General features: G+C 71.6%; 20 protein-coding genes. 10 read left to right on the top strand and 10 right to left on the bottom strand.

Annotated elements, in window-relative coordinates; all coding sequences use genetic code 11:
* Positions 1 to 99 precede the first annotated feature (99 nt).
* The gene (locus ACWGKT_RS35350; protein ID WP_453276862.1) at positions 100 to 1,380 is read left to right on the top strand and encodes a M1 family metallopeptidase; all 1,281 of its coding nucleotides are present in this window, start codon (positions 100 to 102) and stop codon (positions 1,378 to 1,380) included.
* 31 nt (positions 1,381 to 1,411) lie between these two features.
* Here ACWGKT_RS35350 and ACWGKT_RS35345 read toward each other — a convergent pair whose 3' ends face one another.
* The 3 genes from ACWGKT_RS35345 to ACWGKT_RS35335 form a co-directional block, all read right to left on the bottom strand.
* Positions 1,412 to 2,968, bottom strand: coding sequence for a M4 family metallopeptidase (locus ACWGKT_RS35345; protein ID WP_453276864.1), 1,557 nt, complete (start codon positions 2,966 to 2,968; stop codon positions 1,412 to 1,414).
* 317 nt (positions 2,969 to 3,285) lie between these two features.
* Positions 3,286 to 3,795 carry an N-acetyltransferase family protein gene (locus tag ACWGKT_RS35340; protein WP_453276861.1) on the bottom strand — a complete coding sequence of 170 codons (510 nt, stop codon included), beginning with the start codon at positions 3,793 to 3,795 and terminating at the stop codon, positions 3,286 to 3,288.
* A gap of 312 nt (positions 3,796 to 4,107) precedes the next feature.
* Positions 4,108 to 4,683 carry a TerD family protein gene (locus tag ACWGKT_RS35335; protein ID WP_235453633.1) on the bottom strand — a complete coding sequence of 192 codons (576 nt, stop codon included), beginning with the start codon at positions 4,681 to 4,683 and terminating at the stop codon, positions 4,108 to 4,110.
* Positions 4,684 to 4,828: 145 nt separating this feature from the next.
* On the opposite strand from ACWGKT_RS35335, the gene arfB reads away from it, so the two are divergent.
* Positions 4,829 to 5,266, top strand: coding sequence for an alternative ribosome rescue aminoacyl-tRNA hydrolase ArfB (arfB, locus tag ACWGKT_RS35330; RefSeq protein WP_356151168.1), 438 nt, complete (start codon positions 4,829 to 4,831; stop codon positions 5,264 to 5,266).
* A 217-nt stretch (positions 5,267 to 5,483) separates the two neighbouring features.
* Positions 5,484 to 6,329 (top strand): sigma-70 family RNA polymerase sigma factor, encoded by an 846-nt coding sequence (locus ACWGKT_RS35325; RefSeq protein ID WP_235455920.1) that lies wholly within the window; start codon positions 5,484 to 5,486, stop codon positions 6,327 to 6,329.
* Positions 6,330 to 6,337: 8 nt separating this feature from the next.
* On the opposite strand, the gene ACWGKT_RS35320 is transcribed toward ACWGKT_RS35325, so the two are convergent.
* Complete coding sequence (locus ACWGKT_RS35320) at positions 6,338 to 6,823, bottom strand: GNAT family N-acetyltransferase (protein WP_453276860.1); 486 nt, start codon at positions 6,821 to 6,823, stop codon at positions 6,338 to 6,340.
* A 70-nt stretch (positions 6,824 to 6,893) separates the two neighbouring features.
* Positions 6,894 to 7,478 carry a flavin reductase family protein gene (locus ACWGKT_RS35315; RefSeq protein ID WP_453276859.1) on the bottom strand — a complete coding sequence of 195 codons (585 nt, stop codon included), beginning with the start codon at positions 7,476 to 7,478 and terminating at the stop codon, positions 6,894 to 6,896.
* Positions 7,479 to 7,806: 328 nt separating this feature from the next.
* Here ACWGKT_RS35315 and cdgB point away from each other — a divergent pair, with 328 nt between their 5' ends.
* Positions 7,807 to 9,459: a diguanylate cyclase CdgB gene (gene cdgB, locus ACWGKT_RS35310; protein ID WP_356151162.1), complete on the top strand. Its 1,653-nt coding sequence runs from the start codon at positions 7,807 to 7,809 to the stop codon at positions 9,457 to 9,459.
* 118 nt (positions 9,460 to 9,577) lie between these two features.
* Positions 9,578 to 10,498: a carbohydrate-binding protein gene (locus tag ACWGKT_RS35305; RefSeq protein ID WP_453276858.1), complete on the top strand. Its 921-nt coding sequence runs from the start codon at positions 9,578 to 9,580 to the stop codon at positions 10,496 to 10,498.
* A 111-nt stretch (positions 10,499 to 10,609) separates the two neighbouring features.
* Here the strand turns inward: ACWGKT_RS35305 and ACWGKT_RS35300 are convergent, their stop codons facing one another.
* Complete coding sequence (locus ACWGKT_RS35300) at positions 10,610 to 11,167, bottom strand: winged helix-turn-helix transcriptional regulator (RefSeq protein WP_453276857.1); 558 nt, start codon at positions 11,165 to 11,167, stop codon at positions 10,610 to 10,612.
* 86 nt (positions 11,168 to 11,253) lie between these two features.
* Here ACWGKT_RS35300 and ACWGKT_RS35295 point away from each other — a divergent pair, with 86 nt between their 5' ends.
* Together ACWGKT_RS35295 and ACWGKT_RS35290 are read left to right on the top strand one after the other, a co-directional pair.
* Positions 11,254 to 11,955: an SDR family oxidoreductase gene (locus ACWGKT_RS35295; RefSeq protein WP_453276856.1), complete on the top strand. Its 702-nt coding sequence runs from the start codon at positions 11,254 to 11,256 to the stop codon at positions 11,953 to 11,955.
* 44 nt (positions 11,956 to 11,999) lie between these two features.
* Entirely contained in the window at positions 12,000 to 12,425 is a 426-nt protein-coding gene (locus ACWGKT_RS35290) for a tautomerase family protein (RefSeq protein ID WP_453276855.1), read from the top strand.
* Positions 12,426 to 12,452: 27 nt separating this feature from the next.
* On the opposite strand, the gene ACWGKT_RS35285 is transcribed toward ACWGKT_RS35290, so the two are convergent.
* The 3 genes from ACWGKT_RS35285 to ACWGKT_RS35275 form a co-directional block, all read right to left on the bottom strand.
* Positions 12,453 to 13,403 (bottom strand): 1-phosphofructokinase family hexose kinase, encoded by a 951-nt coding sequence (locus ACWGKT_RS35285; RefSeq protein ID WP_453276854.1) that lies wholly within the window; start codon positions 13,401 to 13,403, stop codon positions 12,453 to 12,455.
* Positions 13,404 to 13,535: 132 nt separating this feature from the next.
* A complete protein-coding gene (gene nagA, locus ACWGKT_RS35280) occupies positions 13,536 to 14,678 on the bottom strand; it encodes an N-acetylglucosamine-6-phosphate deacetylase (RefSeq protein WP_453276853.1) in 1,143 nt (380 codons plus the stop codon).
* Entirely contained in the window at positions 14,678 to 15,619 is a 942-nt protein-coding gene (locus ACWGKT_RS35275; protein WP_453276852.1) for an ROK family protein, read from the bottom strand. Before ACWGKT_RS35275 ends, nagA begins: the two co-directional genes overlap by 1 nt.
* Before the next feature lie 128 nt (positions 15,620 to 15,747).
* Here ACWGKT_RS35275 and ACWGKT_RS35270 point away from each other — a divergent pair, with 128 nt between their 5' ends.
* From ACWGKT_RS35270 to otsB, 3 genes are all read left to right on the top strand, one after another.
* Complete coding sequence (locus tag ACWGKT_RS35270) at positions 15,748 to 16,998, top strand: extracellular solute-binding protein (protein WP_453276851.1); 1,251 nt, start codon at positions 15,748 to 15,750, stop codon at positions 16,996 to 16,998.
* A 34-nt stretch (positions 16,999 to 17,032) separates the two neighbouring features.
* A complete protein-coding gene (locus tag ACWGKT_RS35265) occupies positions 17,033 to 17,266 on the top strand; it encodes a DUF3263 domain-containing protein (RefSeq protein ID WP_356151144.1) in 234 nt (77 codons plus the stop codon).
* An 89-nt stretch (positions 17,267 to 17,355) separates the two neighbouring features.
* Entirely contained in the window at positions 17,356 to 18,222 is an 867-nt protein-coding gene (gene otsB, locus ACWGKT_RS35260; RefSeq protein ID WP_453276850.1) for a trehalose-phosphatase, read from the top strand.
* Here otsB and ACWGKT_RS35255 read toward each other — a convergent pair.
* A complete protein-coding gene (locus ACWGKT_RS35255; RefSeq protein WP_453276849.1) occupies positions 18,210 to 19,652 on the bottom strand; it encodes an alpha,alpha-trehalose-phosphate synthase (UDP-forming) in 1,443 nt (480 codons plus the stop codon). The two genes, otsB and ACWGKT_RS35255, sit on opposite strands and share 13 nt — an antisense overlap.
* Between the last annotated feature and the right edge of the window lie 32 nt (positions 19,653 to 19,684).

Raw genomic sequence — 19,684 nt, 5'->3', positions numbered from 1 at the left:
CCGACGGCCGGCTCTTCGGACAAGTCACTTCCCGGACCCGCCAAAACCGAGCCTACGCCACCGCACCAGACACCTTGACAAACACAGAGGCACCCGAAGGTGGGCAACGGCGGCTACGACGTCGCGCACTACGGTCTGACCCTCGCCTACGACCCGGGCGACCACCGCCTCACCGGCACCGCGCGGATCACCGCCCGCGCCACCCAGGACCTGTCCGCCTTCGACCTCGACCTCAAGGGACTGCACGTCGAATCGGTCACCGTCGAGGGCGCCCGCGCCCGCTGGAACCGCGCCGGCCAGGAACTGACCGTGCGCCCGCACGACGACCTGGACAAGGGGGAGACGTTCACCACCACCGTGCGCTACTCGGGCGTCCCGCTGAGGTACACCGACCCCGACGGCTCCTCGGAGGGCTGGCTGCGCACCCCGGACGGCGCGCTGGCCCTCGGGCAGCCCACCGGTTCGATGGCCTGGTTCCCCAGCAACAACCACCCGTCCGACAAGGCGACGTACGACATCGCCGTCACCGTGCCCGAGGGCCTGCAGGCCGTGTCCAACGGGGAGTTGGGCGAAGAGACGACCGCCCACGGCCGCACGACCTTCGCCTGGCACACCGCCGAACCCATGGCGACCTACGTCGCCACCGTCGGCATCGGCCACTACCGGGTCACCCGCTCGACCCTGAAGAGCGGCCTGCCCGTCTACACCGCCGTCGATCCGTCGCGGGCCGAGGAGAGCCGCGAGGTGCTGGCGAAGATCCCCGAGATCATGGAGTGGGGGGAGAACAACTTCGGGCCGTACCCGTTCTCCTCCACCGGGGCGATCGTCGACCTCGTGGACGACGTGCCCTACGCCCTGGAGACCCAGAACCGCCCTTCCTTCCCCGGCGTCGTCGACACCCCGACCCTGGTCCACGAGCTCGCCCACCAGTGGTACGGCAACTCCGTGACCCCGAAGACCTGGCGGGACATGTGGCTCAACGAGGGCTTCGCGACGTACGCGGAGTGGCTGTGGGCGGAGGACCACGGCGGCCCCAGCGCGCAGGAGACCTTCGACGCGTTCTACGACGGCGTCAGCGACGAGGCCGGCGACGAGATCTGGGACTTCCCGCCCGCGAAGCCGACCAGTGCCGCGCACGTCTCCGACCCGCCGGTCTACGACCGCGGCGCGATGGTGCTGCACAAGATCCGGCAGAAGGTCGGCGACGACACCTTCTACGACATCATCCAGGGCTGGGCGGCCGCCCACCGGCACGGCAACGCGGACACCGCCGACTTCACGGGATACGTGGAGAAGACGGCGAAGACGGCGCCGGACGAGGACTTCGCCGCGATCTGGGACGACTGGCTGTACGGCGAGGGAAAGCCGGACCACCGCTGAGCGGCGGCCCGGCCCTCGCAGTCGTGCCGGGTCAGTTGACGTTCACGGCCTTCCAGGCCGCCGCCACCGCGTTGTACTCCGTGCCGCCCGCCCCGTACAGGTCGCTCGCCGCCTGGAGCGTGGCGGTGCGGGCGCCCGCGTAGTTGGTCGACGAGGTGAAGTACGTGGTCAGGGCCTTGTACCAGATCTGGTACGCCTTGGTGCGGCCGATGCCGGTGACCGCGGAGCCGTTGTAGGTCGGGGAGTTGTAGGAGACCCCGTTGATCGTCTTCGCGCCGCTGCCCTCGGACAGCAGGTAGAAGAAGTGGTTGGCGACGCCCGACGAGTAGTGCACGTCGAGCCGGCCCACCGTCCGCGACCAGTAGTCGGCGGAGCCGCCGTCCTTGCTGGGTTTGTCCATGTAGCGCAGCGGGGTGCCGTCGCCGTTGATGTCGATCTTCTCGCCGATGAGGTAGTCGCCCACGTCGGAGGAGTTGTTGGCGAAGAACTCCACCGAGGTGCCGAAGATGTCGGAGGTGGCCTCGTTCAGGCCGCCGGACTCCTTGCTGTACTTCAGGCCCGCCGTGGCCGCGGTCAGGCCGTGGCTCATCTCGTGGCCCGCCACGTCCAGCGAGGTGAGCGGGTCGGCGTTGCCCGCGCCGTCGCCGTACGTCATGCAGAAGCAGCTGTCCGACCAGAAGGCGTTGACGTAGGCGTTGCCGTAGTGGACGCGCGAGTAGGCGGCCTTGCCGTCGCCCGCGATGCCGTTGCGGTTGAACGCGGACTTGTAGAAGTCCCAGGTGACGGCGGCACCGTAGGCGGCGTCGACCGCGGCGGTCTGGCGGTTGGTGACCGTGCCGTCGCCCCAGGCGTCGTCGGCGTCGTGGAAGAGGGTGCCGGTGCCGTTGGTTCCGCCGTTCAGGTCGTACGTCTTGTGCCCGCCGCGGCCGCCGTCGATCAGGTCGTAGCCTCCGGAGGCGGAGGCGGTGGTGCCGAGGGCGACCGTGCCGCTGTACTGGCTGGTGCCGGTGCCGGTGTCGACGGCCTGGTAGGAGTAGATCACCTTGCCGGTGGTGGCGTCGGTGACGACGTGCAGCTCGCTCGGGGTGCCGTCGTGCTGGACGCCCTTGACCACGGACTCGTAGGCGAGGACCGGTTTGACGCCCGCCGCCCAGACGACCTTGCGGGCGGTCGAGGCGGTGGCCCTGGCCGAATCGGCGGCCTTGAGGGCGGTCTTCCGTGCGGCGGCGGGGGAGACGGCGGCGTCGGTGGACGCCACGGATATGCGGGCCTTGGCCGCCTTGCTCACGCCCTTGAGCGTGCCGTTCTTCGCCACGTGGGTGACCAGGTCGCCGCCGAGGACGGGCAGACCGGCGAAGGTGCGCTCGTAGCGGGTGTGGACGGTGCCGTTCGCGTCCTTGATCACGTCCCGGACGACGAGCTTCTCCTTGCTGCCGAGACCGAGCTCGCGGGTCGTCGAACCGGCCGCTTCCTGAGCCGACTTGAGGGCGCCGGCGCGGGCCGAGGCGGTGAGGGGGAGCGCGGTGGCGCCGCTGTGGTGCTCGGGGGCCGCGGTGGCGGCACCGTTCTGCAGCGCGAGGACGACCATCGCCGCCGAGCCGACCAGGGCGGCGGCGCGCACGGCGGTCCGGCGGGAGGTGCGGGTGGAGTGGGGCTGCTGACTCACTCGATCTCCTTCGGGCTGGCCTCGCGGTGGAGGCACAGGCGGGGCAAAGGCGGTGCACAGAGTTGCGGCGAGTGAGGAGAGGGTGGCATTCAAGCCAGATCTTTGACAGTCCGCAGTCAAGACTTTACGTGATCGTATCCGAAACCTGTTACCTGTCGTCCGTTATGCGGACGCCTGAAAGCACCTCAACTACCCGTCCACACAGCGCATGTGAGGTTCGGGACGTCACCCTCACGCCGTCAGGTCAGCGCCTTGCGCAGGACGGCGCAGGGGCGGCCGAGCTCGCGGTCCGGGCGGTGGCCGATGACCTCGTACCCGAGGGAGGTCCAGAAGGCGAGGCCCTCGGGGTTGGCGTCGAGCACGGCGAGACGCACGGCGCCGCGGCCCGCGGCGCGCAGACGGTCCTCGACGAGCCCCGCGATCCGTCGCCCGTGCCCCTGCCCGTGCACACCCGCGTCGACCATCAGCAGCCCGATCCACGGATCCGGGTCCGCCGGGTCGGGGTGCCGGGCGAGGGTGATGACGACCCCGACCAGCCGCCCCTCGCTGCGGGCCAGCAGCACCTGGGCGTCCGGGTGTGCCAACTCGTCGGCCAGCGCGGCCGCCACCTGCTCCGGCCGGATGTCGTCCGGGTCCGGGAAGTCGCCGCTGAGGGCCTGGAACTCACGGTTGGAGGCGTAGAGCGTGGTGAGCTCGGTGAGCAGCGGGGCCGGGATGTCGAGGCCGGGGGAGAGGGGCTCCAGGATCACCCGGCCAACCTTAGGGCCGGCCGTCGAGTTCCCGTCTGCCCCGCGACGCCTGGCACGCTCCCCCGCGCTCTCGGCTCCGCTCGGACAGGGGGACCCCACTCGTCGCACCGGCCCCCGACCCAAGTACGTCCAGCACGAGGGCCGAGGCCCGGCACTCCCCCCCGCCTTCGGCCGGGGGGACCTCCATGACGCCGCGAGGCCCGTCCTTCGGGCGGAGGCCCGGGCCGGATCGCATCCGAAGCGGAGGCGTGAACGCGGCCGAGCCCCCGGCCGTGTGACGGGCGGGGGCTCGGTCGGTGCGGACGGGGTGACTCAGACGTTCACGCCGAAGTCCTGGGCGATGCCCACCAGGCCCGAGGCGTAGCCCTGGCCGACCGCGCGGAACTTCCACTCGGCGCCGTTGCGGTAGAGCTCGCCGAAGACCATGGCCGTCTCGGTGGCGGCGTCCTCGGACAGGTCGTAGCGGGCGATCTCGGCGCCGCCGGCCTGGTTGATGATGCGGATGTACGCGTTGCGGACCTGGCCGAAGTTCTGGCCGCGGTTCTCGGCGTCGTAGATGGAGACCGGGAAGACGATCTTGTCGATGTCGGCCGGGAGGCCGGCGAGGTTGACGTTGATCGCCTCGTCGTCGCCCGCGCCCTCGCCCGTGCGGTTGTCGCCCGTGTGGACGATCGTGTTGTCGGGGGTCTGCTTGTTGTTGAAGAAGACGAAGTGGGCGTCCGAGAAGACCTTGCCCTGCCCGTTGACCGCGATGGCGGAGGCGTCCAGGTCGAAGTCCGTGCCGGTGGTGGTGCGGACGTCCCAGCCGAGGCCCACGGTGACGGCGGTCAGGCCCGGAGCCTCCTTGGTGAGCGAGACGTTGCCACCCTTGGACAGGCTTACAGCCATTGTTGGGAGTCCCTTCCCTAGTTCTGTGTGCACGAAGCTACCGTCACCCCGAAGAACGTCGAGAGGGGTCCCCGTGGTTCCGGATCTCTTTACCTCTTTTACCAAAGGGAAAACCGGGTGACGGGAGCCGCACTCTGCCGGGAACATGGGACGCATGTCCGGTCCTTACGTCATCCGTGGCTCCGTCTCCCTGCCCGAGGCCGAGCTCATGTGGCGTTTCTCGCGTTCCTCGGGGCCCGGCGGACAGCACGTCAACACCAGTGACTCGCAGGTCGAGCTCCGCTTCGACCTGGCGAAGACCGAGGCCCTGCCCGAGGTGTGGAAGCGGCGGGCGCTGGAGCGGCTGGCCGGACGGCTGGCCGACGGCGTCGTCACCGTCCGCGCCTCCGAGCACCGCTCGCAGTGGCGCAACCGCGAGACCGCCGCCGTGCGCCTCGCGGCGCTCCTGGCCGAGGCCACCGCGCCCCCGCCCAAGCCCCGCAAGCCCACCCGAATCCCTCGCGGCATCAACGAACGCCGCCTGCGCGAGAAGAAGCAGCGCGCGGAAACGAAGCGGGGGCGTACCGGCCGGGACTGGACGTAGCCGTTCCGGCGGGTTCCGGGGTTCGTCCCCGCGTCCCGTCCCCTCCTGGTCTTCTCCTGTCCCCTCCCCTCCCGATCCCCTCCTGTCCTTTCGCGTCCCCTCCCCTCCTCCCCTCCCCTCCCCTCCTTTCTCGTCCCACCCCTGTCACATTCGTGCCGCGCGATCCGTCAACGCAGTGACGACGGACCGCGGACCGCATGAGGGGTAGTGACCACCGATGACCGGAACCGACAACGAGTTCCTCGCCCGGCGCTTCGAGGCGCACCGGCCTCATCTGCGCGCCGTGGCCTATCGGATGCTCGGCTCGGCCGCCGAGGCGGACGACGCGGTGCAGGAGGCCTGGTTCCGGCTGAGCCGGTCCGAGAGCGAGCGGGTGGACAACCTCGGCGGCTGGCTGACGACCGTGGTGGGCCGGGTCTGCCTGGACATGCTGCGCTCCCGCAAGTCCCGCGCCGAGGAGCCCCTGGAGAGCGGCCCGACGACCCCGGCGCCCGCCGCCGACCCCGAGCAGGGCGCCCTCCTGGCGGACTCCGTCGGCATCGCCCTCCTCGTCGTGCTGGAGACCCTCACGCCCGCCGAGCGGCTCGCCTTCGTGCTGCACGACCTGTTCGCGGTGCCGTTCGAGGAGATCGGGGCCATCCTCGGCCGTTCGTCCGCGGCGGCTCGCCAGCTCGCCAGCCGGGCCCGGCGACGCGTGCAGGGCGCCCCGGCGCCGGACGCCGACCTCGCCCGGCAGCGGGAGATCGTCGACGCCTTTTTGGCCGCCGCGCGCGACGGCGACTTCGAGGGGCTGCTGGAGGTCCTCGACCCGGACGTCGTGGCCCGCACCGACGCCGGCGTGACCACGGGCGCGGCGGCGGTCGCGTCCGGCGCGACGGCCTACGCCCACCTCGGCCGCCTGGCCCTGCCGGTCCTGGTGGACGGGGTGACGGGCCTGGTCGTACCCGGCGCCGGCCGCCCGGAGCGCGCCCTGACCTTCACCTTCGTACGCGACCGCATCGCGGTGATCGACATCGTGACGGACCCCGAGCGGCTCGCGGCCCTCGACATCGAGCGCGGCTAGGGCAGGACCTACGTCAGGTCGAGCACCCCGACCGTCTGGTCCCCGCTCATCTCCCCGGTCTTCCGGAAGCCGAGCCCGAGGTAGAAGCCCTCGGGGCCGGTCGGGCCGGGGTGCCAGGTGACGTACAGCCGCTCGGTGCCGCGGCGGCGCAGCTCCGCGGCCACGGCCGCGACGGCGAACCGGCCGTAGCCCTTGCCCTGCTCGTCGGCGGCGATGTTCAGCCGCCACAGGCCGGAGCGGAACAGGGTGCCGTCGTCGTTCCAGTCGATGTCGAGGAAGGCCATGAGGAAACCGACCGGACGCGCGCTCTCGCCGTCTCCGTCGACGATGAGCCGAGGCCAGGCGACGCCGGCCGGACGGACGTACGCCTCGGCCAGGGACTGTACGACGGGCGAGATCGCGTGCTCCTGGTCGGGCCGCACGTTAATCCCGACGGCCGCTTCGAAATTCCCGGGTGTGACTTCTTCGAGGCGCGGCGCTGGAGTCGACGTCATCCGCGCACCATATGCGGGCTCGTCACACACCGGCCACAGAATTTCCACCGGCCGCACGCGAGTCGCTCGATTACCCCAACTGCCGGTAACGGCCCCGGAAATAGAGCAACGCGCCGCCGTCCGCACTCGGCACCCGCGCGGTCAGAACCCGCCCGATCACCAGCGTGTGGTCACCCGCCGTCACCCGCTGCTCGGTCCGGCACTCCAGGGTTGCGAGTGCACCGCCCACCAGGGGCGCGCCGGACGCCTCGCCGCGCCCGTACGCGATGTCCTCGAACAGCAGTCGGTCGCTGATGCGGCCCTTCATGGCGAAGCGGCCCGCGATGTGGCGCTGGCTCTCGGAGAGGACGGAGACCGCCCACAGGGACTGTTCGTCGAGCAGGTCGTCCATGCGGGACCCGTTGCGCAGGCTGACCAGGACCAGCGGCGGGTCCAGGGAGACCGACATGAAGGCGGTGGCGGTCATGCCGACGTCCTCGCCGCCCGGCGCCAGGGGGTCGTCCGGGTCCAGCGGCGGCTCCTGGGCGGTCACCAGGACCACGCCCGCGGCCAGCCGGGACATCGCGGCCCGGAACTCGTCGTTGCTCACCCCCTCAGCATGCCGGGGCGTGGTGGCGGCGGTGGGGGAAGGCGGGGCAGGGGAAGTGTTCAGCACGCGGAAACGCTAATCTTCGGCCCGCACACGGCGCATCGGCCCTCCGCCCGAACCGGGTCCTAGGACCTCGTCTACGACTCCCGATGAAGCGTTCGTGCATGATGTCCGCACACTCACAAAGCTTGCGTTCAGTAAACGCACAGGGAAAACGCGGAAACCTCTCTCAATTGTTCATGTTCGCCTGTGACTTGAGTCACAAGGGCCATTAATTGTTGACCCTGTGTACCGAGTGGGCAGCGCGCTGTGATTCAGTGGCGTGGAAACCTGCAAGGACGATACGCCGAAGAGAACCCTTGATTCGCTGCGAGGTCTCGGGGGGAGGGCGAGCATGGAGAGCGAGTCGGAGCCGTATGTCCGCCTTGCGTCTCTGCGGCAGCTGCACCAGGTCATGGCCGACATGAACACGGCACGTAGCCTGGCGGACACACTGCAGACCGTCGCCGACGGCGCGGTCAACGCCCTCGGCTACGAGATGGCGTGCGTCAACCTCGTGCGCCCCGACGGCGACCTCGTCGTCGCCGCCTTCTCCGGCAACCCCGCCGCCGAGGCCCTCATCACCGGCCGGGCCGGTTCCCGCGCCTCCTGGGACCGCCGTCTGAACATGGGCGAGGCCTGGGGCGACCTGCGGTTCATACCGCACACCGAGGGCTGGGTGCTCGACGACGACGACGTACCGCAGTGGTACACGGACGGACCCGCGCCCCGCTTCGAGGACGAGTGGCACCCCTCCGACCGCCTCTTCGCGCCCATGTACACGCCCGGCGTCCAGGGCAGCGGCTCCGGCGAACTGCTCGGCGTGATCTCCGTGGACCGCCCACGCAACGGCCGCCACCCCGGCGCCTGGGGCCGCGAGGCGCTCCAGATGTACGCGTTCCAGGCGGCCATCGCGATCAGCAACGCGCGTCTTCGCTCGAACATGCAGCGCGCCCTGGTCCGCCTGGAGCGGGAGCAGCAGGCGCTGCGCGCCAGCGAGGAAAGCTTCCGGCAGGCCTTCGAGTACGCCCCCTCCGGCATGGCGATAGCCGAGATGGGCGGTGACCAGCACGGACGGATACTGCGTACCAACGACGCCCTGTGCCGGCTGCTGGGCCGCCCCGCCTCCGCGATGCGCCGCTACTCCTTCTCCGACCTCGTCCACCCCGAGGACATAGGCACGCTCCTGCGTACCTCCGCCGAGGGCGGCCGCGCCGAGCTGCGCCTGGGCCGCCGCGACGGCTCCTACGTCTGGGTGTCGCTGCGCAACAGCGTCGTCGCCGACGCCGCCGACGGCCCCCGCTTCCTGCTCACCCACGTCGAGGACATCGAGGAGCGCAAGCGCCGAGAGCTCCAGCTCGCTCATCGCGCCTCGCACGACTCGCTCACCGGCCTGCCGAACTCCGCCGAGCTGCGCTCGCGCCTGTCGGCCCGCCTGTGCCATCGGCCCGCGCACGCCGACGAGATGGAGTCGCTGGACGCCGCCTACGGCCACCCCGCCTTCGACCTCAACGGCCACGGCTTCGACTTCGCGGCCGGCCCGGAGGCGTTCGACGCCTACGACCACCACGTGCACACGATCGCCCCCGAGGGTGAGCGCGACGACGGGACCAAGGGTCTCGCGGTGCTCTTCTGCGACCTCGACGGCTTCAAGTCGATCAACGACCGGTTCGGGCACAACGCGGGCGACGCGGTCCTCATCGAGGTCGCCCGGCGGCTGACCCGGGGCGTGCGCGACGGCGACACGGTGGCCCGGCTGGGCGGCGACGAGTTCGTGATCCTCGCCGACGGGCTCGGCAAGGCCGACGCCCAGGACCTGGCCGTTCGGCTGCGAAACGAGATCATCCAGCCGATCCGGGCCGAGGGTCGGGCGGTGCGCGTGGGCGCCAGTTTCGGCATCGGATGGGCACACTGCGGCATGACTGCGGACGAGGTGTTGAAATCCGCTGACGAGCGGATGTACGTCGAGAAACGATCTCGTCCCAAACAACACAGGCGCGCCGGATGATCCGCAGGTCAGTGAGTTGATGCGGTCCGAGTCACCCGTTTGGGTCACTGAGAACGGGTAGGCTCGCCACTCAATACCTGTACCGCATCCGCCCGCACCTGTTGAGGAGTACCAAGGGATGACGCCCGGCGACAACGGCGCGAGCACGCCCGAGGACGACGACCCGTTCGGCTATCTCTACGCCGACGGTCAGGCCCGGGGTGCCCAGCCGCCGTCAGGTGGCTACGGCTACCCGAACTCGGTCAGCAGAGTGCGCTCGGTCGGCGAGCGCACGTACGGCGGCCAGCAGGCGCAGGCGGTCCCGCAGCAGCAGGGCACCTACAGCCAGCCGAACGCGCACTACCAGGCGCCGGAGACCCTCCCGGGCGGCGCGCCGACCACCCGGCAGCCGATACAGCAGCCCGGCGCGGGCGGCGGCCGGGGACGCGGGCCGAACACCAAGGGCCTGCTGATCGGCGCGATCGCGGTGGTCGCCGCGGTCGTGATCGGCATCAGCGTCGCCATGATCAACGGTGGCGACGACGACAAGAAGTCCGGCGGGGCGGGCGCCTCCCCGGCCCAGTCGCAGAAGGCCTCGCCGAGCCCGTCGAGCACCAGCTCGGTCTCCAGCTCGGGCGAGCTGCCGACGATCGACGCGAAGGCGCTGCACCTGGACGGCACCGCGAGCCTGGCGTCCGACGTCAAGGGCGCCCAGGCGGCGGACGGCATCTATGTGACGAACCTCAACCAGGCGGGCTCGGGGGTCACCTGGACCGTCAACGGCATTCCCGAGGACGGCGTCTACACGATCTTCGCGCACTACAGCGCTGTCGAGGACGGCAAGATGACCCTCACCGTCAACGGCAAGCCCTTCGGCAGCAAGTTCGGCCTGAAGAACTGGACGGGCCAGAGCGACCCGGCCAACGCCTGGACCCATTCCTACGTGTGGCCCAACCTCAAGAAGGGCACCAACACGATCTCGATCACCTGCGGGGACGGCGACAGCTGCAACGTCCTGCTGGACCAGCTGTGGCTCAAGAAGGGCCAGGTCAAGAACTGAGGCGCCGCACCGGCTGACCGACCTCACCAGCCGCCGACCGCGGCAACAGGGCCTCCTGGGCGCTCCTGGTCCCGACGACCACGAGCCGCGCGGGAGGCCCTTGTGTCATGCTCACCCGTCCGACGGATCACCCGGGCGGGAGGCCTCGCGCGCCTCCTGGGCCGCGCCGACCGCGGCTGCCAGCGGTGACCGGCAGTCGGGGTTCAGCCGGATCTCGATGGCGTCGGACGGCGTCTGCGGCGCCGGGTCGGCGGTGACGCGGACCCGTATGGGACGGCCGGTGTCGGCCTCGACGAAGGACAGGGGCGGGCGGCCTTCCTGCAGATGCGTGTCGCCCCACTGCATCAGCGACAGGAGCACCGGCAGCAGTTCCTCGCCGGCCTCGGTGAGCCGGTACTCCTCGCGTGCCCGGCTGCCCGGCTCCCGGTAGGGGACGGGCGCGACGATCCGCGCGGCCTTCAGCTGGGCGAGTGCCCGGGACACCGCGGGTGCCGAGGCTCCGATCCGCGCCACGAAGTCGTCGAACCTGGTCGTGCCGTAGAAGCACTCGCGGACCACCAGGAACGCCGTCCTGGTGCTGAGCAGTTCCAGCACCCGCCCCGCCGAGCACTCGTCGCCGATCGGCCACGGATCCCGGTCGCGCAGCCGTTCCTCGAAATTCATCGCCATGCCGCCAGTGTAGCTAACGCTTGCGTTAGTCAGCGGGCTCATGCTTCCATCTCACTAACGAACTCGTTACTCAGATGGGAGCTGCCATGGTTGCGGTAGCAGACAAGGTGGTCATGGTCACCGGGGGCCGGCGGGGACTCGGCGCGGCACTGGTGGACGAGCTGCTGGCACGCGGGGCGCGCAAGGTGTACTCGACCGCCCGCTCGGCGTACACCGACGACCGGCCGCAGGTGGTGAGCGCCGAGCTGGAGGTCCGCTCGGAGGCGTCCGTCGCCGCCCTCGCGGAGGTCGCCACCGACGTCGACATCGTGTTCAACAACGCCGGGATCCTGCTGCCGGCCCCGCTGCTGACGGGTGACTTCGAGGACGCCCGCACGACGTTCGACGTCAACGTCTTCGGGCCGCTGCGGGTGGCACGGGCCTTCGCGCCGATCCTGGCCGCGAACGGCGGGGGCGCGCTGGTGAACATGCACTCCGTGCTGTCCTGGCTGGCCGGCAGCGGCGCCTACGGGGCGTCCAAGGCCGCGGCGTGGTCCCTCACGAACTCGCTCCGAGTCGAACTGGCGGGCCAGAAGACCCAGGTCGTCGGCGTGCACGCGGGGTTCATCGACACCGAGATGGTCTCGGCCATGAACCTGCCCAAGGCGACCCCGGCCGAGGTGGCCGCGCGGATCGTGGACGGCCTGGAGGCCGGGGCCACGGAGGTGCTCACCGACGACGTCACCGTCACCACCAAGGCGGCGCTGTCCGGCCCCGTGGAGCGCCTGACCTTCCCGACCGCCCGCTGACCCGTCATCCGACCCCCGCCACCCGATCGAGGAGTACCGCCGTCATGCCCCTGTGGACCGTTCACCACACGCCCGGAACCTTCACCGACGAGGAGAAGCAGCGACTCGCCTCCCGCATCACCGACCACTACGAGGAGATCGGGCTGCCCCGGTTCTACGTGGTCACGCTGTTCCACGAGATCCGGCCCGAGAACATGTACGTCGGCGGGGAGCCCACCCCGGCCGGGGTCCGCATCACCATCGACCACATCGCGCGCCACAACCCCGACCAGGAGAGCCGGCGCCGGACCGCCCAGTGGGTCAAGCGCATCCTGCAGCCCTACCTCGAACGGGACGCCGGGCTGCACTGGGAGTTCAGCGTCGACGAGACCAGCGAGGACCTCTGGATGATCAACGGGCTCGTACCGCCGCCTGGAGGTTCCGAGACCGAGAGGCTCTGGGCCGAGAACAACGCGACCTCCCCCTATTAGGCGGGAAATCAAGCATCCGGCGGGACATCAAGCGGGTCGGGGCGACCGCTGGGCCGCGCCGACCTCACCCGTCACCGAGACCCGTCCCACCAGCTCGTCGTACGTCGCCCGGTCGAACTCGCCCGCCGCCGGCGCCCGTACCGTCGCCGCCGACAGGGCGACCGCGCGGGCCAGGCGTTCCGGCCAGGGCAGGTGCTCCACCAGGCCCGACAGCAGGCCCGCCACCGCCGAGTCGCCGGCGCCGGTCGGGTTGCCGAGGACGCGGGCGGGCGGGGCGGCGCGCCAGCGGCCCTCCGGGGTGTGGGCGAGCAGGCCCTCGGCGCCCAGGGAAGCCACCACCGCATGGGCGCCCCGGCGCCGGGCGTCCTGGGTGGCGCGCAACGGCTCGTGGGAGCCGGTGAGTTCGGCCAGCTCCTCGGCGTTCGGCTTGACGATGTCGGGGCGGGCGGCGACCCCGCGGCGCAGCGGTTCTCCGCTGGTGTCCAGCAGCACGGGCACGCCCGCGGTCCGCGCGGTCCGTATCAGTCCCGCGTACGCGCCCACCGGCACCCCCGGCGGCAGGCTGCCGCACAGCGCCACCGCCGAAGCCCCGCGCAGCAGTTCTCCGTACGCGTCCTGGAAGGCGGTCCACTCGGCCGGGGCGACCTGCGGTCCCGGCTCGTTCAGCTGGGTGGTGTCGCCGCTCAGCTCGTCGACGACGGCGATGGTGCGCCGGGTGGCCCCGGCGACCGGGACCAGCGCGTCCACCACGCCGCGCAGGTCCGCGAGCCCGTCCCGCACCGCGAGACCGGTGCCGCCGCCCGCGAACCCGGTGACCGTCACCCGGTGCCCGAGGGCGGCGAGGACCCGCGCCACGTTGAGACCCTTGCCGCCCGGCCGCTCGAAGACGTCCGAGACCCGATGGGTCGCGTGGGGCCGCAGGGACCGTACGCGATAGGTGATGTCGAGAGCGGTGTTCAGCGTGACCGTGAGGATCACCCGGGCCGACCTCCCTCGAAGTGTGTGCGCCTGCCTGTCCGTTCCGGGGCCCGATCATGCCAAAGAGACGGCGACCGGCCCAGACCGCGGGGTCGGCCACCGTCTCGATGTGCGCGCTGTACGGGGGACGGATCAGGGCAGTTGGGGAGCGACCACCCATGCGCCCTGGCGCATCACGCCCTTGACGGCGAAGCCGTCGTCCAGCAGGACCAGATCGGCGTCCTTGCCGGGCTCCAGCGAGCCCACGCGGTTGGCCATGCCCAGCAGCCGGGCCGGGTTGGCGGACAGGGCCGCGACCACGTCCTCCACCGGCAGCCCGTCGACGGTCACCGCCCGCTGGAAGGCGCGGTCCAGCGTCAGTGTCGAGCCCGCGATCGAGCCGCCGTGCACCAGCCGCGCCACCCCCTCGGCGACCTCGACCTCCAGCGGGCCGAGCATGTAGCGGCCGTCGCCGATCCCGGCCGCGTCCATCGCGTCGGTGATGAACGCGACCCGCCGCGCGCCCGCGTGACGGAAGGCCAGCTCCAGCGCGGCCGGGTGCAGATGCGTGCCGTCGTTGATCAGCTCGACGGTGACCCGCTCGTCCTCCAGGAGGGCGGCGACCGGGCCGGGGGAGCGGTGGCCGAGGGCGGGCATGGCGTTGAAGAGGTGGGTGGCCACCGTGGCGCCCGCGTCGATCGCCTCGACCGTCTGCTCGTACGTCGCGTCGGTGTGCCCGACGGCGGCGATGACCCCGTGGTCCGCCAGCAGCCGCACCGAGTCGAGACCGCCCGGCAGTTCGGTGGCGAGGGTGACCATCCTGGCCTTCCCGCGCCCCGCGTCGATCAGCTTGCGCACCTCCGCGGGGTCCGGGTCGCGCAGCAGGTCCTCGGAGTGCGCGCCCTTGCGGCACGGCGAGATGAACGGCCCCTCGAAGTGGATCCCGGCGAGATCGCCCTGCTCGGCCAGCTCCGACAGGAGACCGGCCTGCTTGACGAGGAAGTCCATGTCGTCGGTGACGGTGGAGGCGACCAGCGTGGTCGTGCCGTGCAGCCGGTGGGTGCGGACGGCCGTCAGGACCTCGTCGACCGTGCCGGAGAAGGACGCGCCGCCGCCGCCGTGATTGTGGATGTCGACGAATCCGGGGACCAGCCAGTGCCCGCCCACGTCGACGACCCGCGCGTCCGGGGGCGCCGCGCCCGCGATCCGCGTGCCCTCGACGATCACACGGCCGTCGTTCACGATCCCGGTGGGCAGCACCACCCGGGCGCCGGCGAGAACCAAGCTGGGGGCCATCAGGCGGTTACCTCCGAAGGGTCAGTGGTTTCGAGGAGATCCCGGGCGAGGAGCCCCGCGCCCAGGCAGCCGGCGGTGTCCCCGAGGGCCGCGGGGACGACGGAAGGCAGCTTCTGGAAGGTGACGCGTTGCCGGACGGCCTCCCGCAGCGGTGTGAACAAGGTTTCCCCCGCCTCGGCCAGCCCGCCACCGATGATCAGCGTGCGCGGGTCCAGCAGGGTGAGCGCGGTGACCAGCCCGTCGGCGAGGGCGTCGACCGCTTCCTGCCAGACGCGGACGGCGTTCGGATCGCCGGACGCGACGGCCTTCGCACAGTCGGAGGCGTCCGCGTCCAAGTCCCCGCAGGCGGCGGCCCAGGCCTCGCTCACCGCCGACGCCGAGGCGTACCGCTCCAGACAGCCGCGCTGCCCGCACGGGCACGAGGTCCCGCCCGGCCGGACGACGATGTGCCCGATCTCGCCCGCGAAGCCGTGCGCCCCCGCCTCCACCCGGCCGTCCAGCCCGATGGCGCCCGCGATCCCGGTGCCCAGGGGCACGAACAGGAACCGGTCCGCGCCCTTGCCCGCGCCGATCCGGCCCTCGGCGAGCCCGCCGGTGCGCACGTCGTGGCCGAGCGCGACCGGGCTGCCCAGGCGCTTTTCCAGCAGGTCGCGCAGGGGCACGTCGCGCCAGCCCAGGTTGGCCGCGTAGACGGCGATGCCGCGCCGCTCGTCGACGATGCCGGGGACGGCGACGCCGGCGGCGACCGCGGGTTCGCCGAAGCGCTCGGCGCCGTACGCGCGCAGCTCGGCGGCGAAGTCCAGGATGCCCTCGACCACCGCGCCGGGGCCGCGCTCGCGCCCGGTCGCCCGGCGGGCCCGGTGCAGCAGCTCGCCGCCGTCCCCGACCAGGGCGGCCTTCATCCCGGTGCCGCCCACGTCGAGGGCGATGACATGTCTCACGGGAACAGTGTGGACCTGCGACCCGCAAGAGGTCTAGTCCACTTACGTGGTGTAGACCTTATGGGTCCACATATTGAACAGCGAGACAGCAGGGTTGGTTCGTAGTAGTGCGTCGGCGTAGGGCAGGAATGATCGCGGTGGTGTCCGCACTGGGCATGACGGCGGTTCTCGGCGGTTGTGGGAGCACGGGATCCTCGGACGTGACCCTCAGACTGGTGGCCGCCGACTACGGCGACTCGCCGACGAACAGCTCCAAGGAGTACTGGGAGCAGCTGGCCAAGGCCTACGAGGCCAAGCACTCCGGCGTGAAGATCGACGTCAGCGTCTACTCCTGGAAGGACGTCGACCGCAAGGTCAAGGAGATGGTGGACGCCGGCGACGCGCCCGACATGGCGCAGATCGGCGCGTACGCCGACTACGCGGCCGCGGACAAGCTCTACCCGGTCTCCGACCTGCTCTCCATCCCCACGCAGGCGGGCTTCCTCTCCCAGCTCTCCGAGGCCGGCGAGTGGAACCACATCCAGTACGGCATCCCGTTCGCCGCGTCCACGCGCGTCCTCTTCTACAACAAGACCCTCTTCGCCAAGGCCGGCATCACCACCCCGCCCACCACCTGGAGCGAGCTCGCGGCCGACGCCGAGGCGCTCAAGGGCGACGGCGTGAAGTACCCGTACGCGCTGCCGCTCGGCCCCGAGGAGGCGCAGGCGGAGACGATGCAGTGGCTGCTCAGCGGCGGCAACGGCTACACCGACGACGTCGGCACCTACACCATCAACTCCGCGCAGAACGTGGACACCTTCACCTGGCTCAAGGACGAGCTGGTCGGCAAGGGCCTGACCGGGCCCGTCGCGCCGGGCGAGCTCAACCGCGCCGACGCGTTCGCCGCCTTCGCCGACGGCCGGGTCGGCATGCTCAACGGGCACCCGACGCTGATGAAGCAGGCCGCCAAGAAGGGCGTGCGGTTCGGCATGGTGCCGATGCCCGGGCGGACCGGGGTGTCCAGGTCCTCGATGGGCGTCGCCGACTGGATGATGGCCTTCAAACAGCACGGCCACGCCGACCAGGTCGGCGACTTCCTCGACTTCGTCTACACCGACAAGAACGTCCTCGACTTCTCCCGTCAGTACGGACTGCTGCCGGTCACCAGCTCGGCCTCCGACACCATGGCCCAGTCCGCCCGGGACGAGGACCTCCACCCCTTCCTGGAGCAGCTGCCCACCTCCGCGCTCTACCCCGTCGGCAAGACCTCCTGGGCCGCGGTCAGCGCCGACGTCAAGAAGAGCATCGGCCAGGTCGTCGCTCCCGGCGGCAGCCCGACCGGCATCCTCAGCCGCCTGCAGGCAGAGGCGACGACCGCGGACAGCCGCAACGCGAGCTGAGCCGGCTGTCGGTCGCGGGGGATAACGTGCGGGCATGGAACAGGACGACCTGGACTCGCGCGAGCGGTCCATCCTCGCGCTGGAACGCCGGGGCTTTCCGGGCCCCGGCGCCAAGGAGCGGGCGATACGCGAGGAACTGGGCCTGGCCCCCGTCCGCTACTACCAGCTGCTCAACGCCCTGCTGGACGACGCCCGGGCACTCGCCCACGACCCGGTGACCGTCAACCGGCTGCGGCGGGTGCGGGACCAGCGGCGCTCGGAGCGCTGAGACTCCCGGCCGTGCGGGCGCGCGCCGCGCCGCGGTGCGCCCCCGTTGCCCCATGGGTGAACCCACCGTCCCCTGGATAGGGTCGCCCCATGGGCACCCATACGACGGACTCGACCGACCCCATGGACCCGCTGCCGACACCGACCACCCCGGCCGGCCGCGAAGGACTTGCGGCCCTGCTCGCCCGGCCTCGCACCGCCGTGATCGGCCTCGACTTCGACGGCACGCTCGCCCCGATCGTGGCCGACCCCGAACAGGCCCGGGCCCACCCCGAGGCCGTACCGGCGCTCGCTCTCCTCGCCCCGAAGGTGGCCTCCGTGGCCGTGGTCACCGGCCGCCCGGCCGGGGTCGCCGTGCGGCACGGCGGCTTCGCCGGCGTACCCGGGCTGGAGCACCTCGTCGTCCTCGGCCACTACGGCGCCGAACGCTGGGAGGCCGCGAGCGGAGAGGTCAGCGCCCCGCCCCCGCACCCCGGCGTCGCGGCCGTCCGCGCCGAGCTGCCCGGATTCCTCGACCGGATCGGCGCCTGGCACGGCACCTGGATCGAGGAGAAAGGGCGAGCCGTGGCCGTCCACACCCGCCGCGCCGACGATCCGCAGGCCGCCTTCGAGGCCCTGCGCGAACCCCTCGCCGAGCTCGCCACCCGGCACGGCCTGATCGTCGAACCGGGCCGGATGGTCCTGGAACTGCGCCCGCCCGGCATGGACAAGGGCGTCGCCCTGTTGGAGCACGTCCGCCGGATCGGCGCCGAGTCGGTGGTGTACGCCGGCGACGACCTGGGCGACCTCCCCGCCTTCGCCGCCGTGGACAAGCTCCGCTCCGACGGCGTCCCCGGTCTGCTGGTGTGCAGCGGCAGCTCCGAGGTGTCGGAACTGGCCGAACGGGCGGACCTGGTGGTGGACGGTCCGCAAGGGGTCGTACGCCTGCTGCGGACGCTGGCGGCTCACCTGGACTGATCGGGGTCCAGCGCGTGCAGCTGGTCCAGGAACCACTGGGTCGGCGGCAGCGCGGTGGCCGCGGCGGCCAGCCGCTTGGTCCGCTCCGCCCGCTCGTCGAGGGGCATGGTCAGCGCCCGGTGCAGCGCGCTCGCCGTGCCCCCGATGTCGTACGGGTTCACCGTCAGCGCGTCCTCGCCCAGCTCCTCGTACGCCCCGGCCTCCCGGGACAGCACCAGCGCGCAGCCCTCGTCGGAGACGACCGGGATCTCCTTGGCGACCAGGTTCATACCGTCCCGGATCGGGTTCACCAGGGCCACGTCCGCCAGCCGGTAGGCGGCCAGGGAGCGCGCGAAGTCGTCCTTGACGTGCAGCACGACCGGGGTCCAACCCGGCGTCCCGTACCGCGAGTTGATCTCCTCGGCGACGCGTTGCACCTGAGCCGTGTAGTCGCGGTAGACGGCCAGGTCCTGCCGGGAGGGGTAGGCGAAGGCCACGTGCACGACCCGTTCGCGCCACTCGGGACGGTCCTCCAGCAGCTGCCGGTACGCCAGCAGCCCGCGCACGATGTTCTTCGACAGCTCGGTGCGGTCCACCCGGACGATCGTTTTGCGGCCCTCGCCGATCTCCGCGCGCAGCGCGGTCATCCGCTCGGCCACGTCCGGCTCGTGCGCCCGCTTGCGCAGGAAGTCCGCGTCCGCGCCGAGCCCGTGCACGCCGATGCGCGTGCCGGACGGGATCCCGGGGCCGAGCACCGCGTGACAGCAGTCGGTGAACGCGTCCGCCCAGCGCCGGGTGAGGAAGGCCGCGCGGTCGGCGCCGAGGATGCCGCCGAGCAGCTCGGCCGCGATGTCGTCGGGCAGGAGACGGAAGTAGTCCGGCGGGGCCCACGGGGTGTGCGAGAAGTGGCCGATCCGCAGATCGGGCCGGAGCTGCCGGAGCATCCGGGGGGCGAGGGCGAGGTGGTAGTCCTGGATCACCACCGCGGCACCCTGAGCGGCCTCTTCCGCCAGCGCCTCGGCGAAGGCCCGGTTGTAGGCCTCGTACGACGCCCACTGGCGCCGGAACTCCGCGTCGAAGACCGGCTCCAGCGGGGTCTGGTAGAGCATGTGGTGGACGAACCAGAGCACGGAGTTGGCGACGCCGTTGTACGCGTCGGCGAACACCGTCGCGTCGATGTCCAGCATCCGCACCTGCTGGCCGCCGGTCGCGTCCGCGGACAGCCGCCGCCCGCCGTGCGAGCGGCGCACCGCCTCCCGGTCGGCGTCGCTCAGCGCGGCGCACACCCACACCGCGTCGGTGTGCGGCCCGATGGCCGACAGCCCCGAGACCAGCCCGCCGCCACCCCGCTTGGCGTGCAGCGCGCCCGCCGTGCTGTCCGGGCGTACCTCGTACGAAACCGGGCCGCGATTGGACGCGACCAGCACCTCAGCACTGTGCGTGGAAGCCATACGCCTCAACCTAGCCCGGCGCGGAAACGCTC

It is taken from the genome of Streptomyces sp. NPDC054794 (assembly GCF_053611585.1).
Note: the sequence above shows the minus strand (reverse complement) of the source record. Positions and strands in the feature narration are given on the sequence as shown.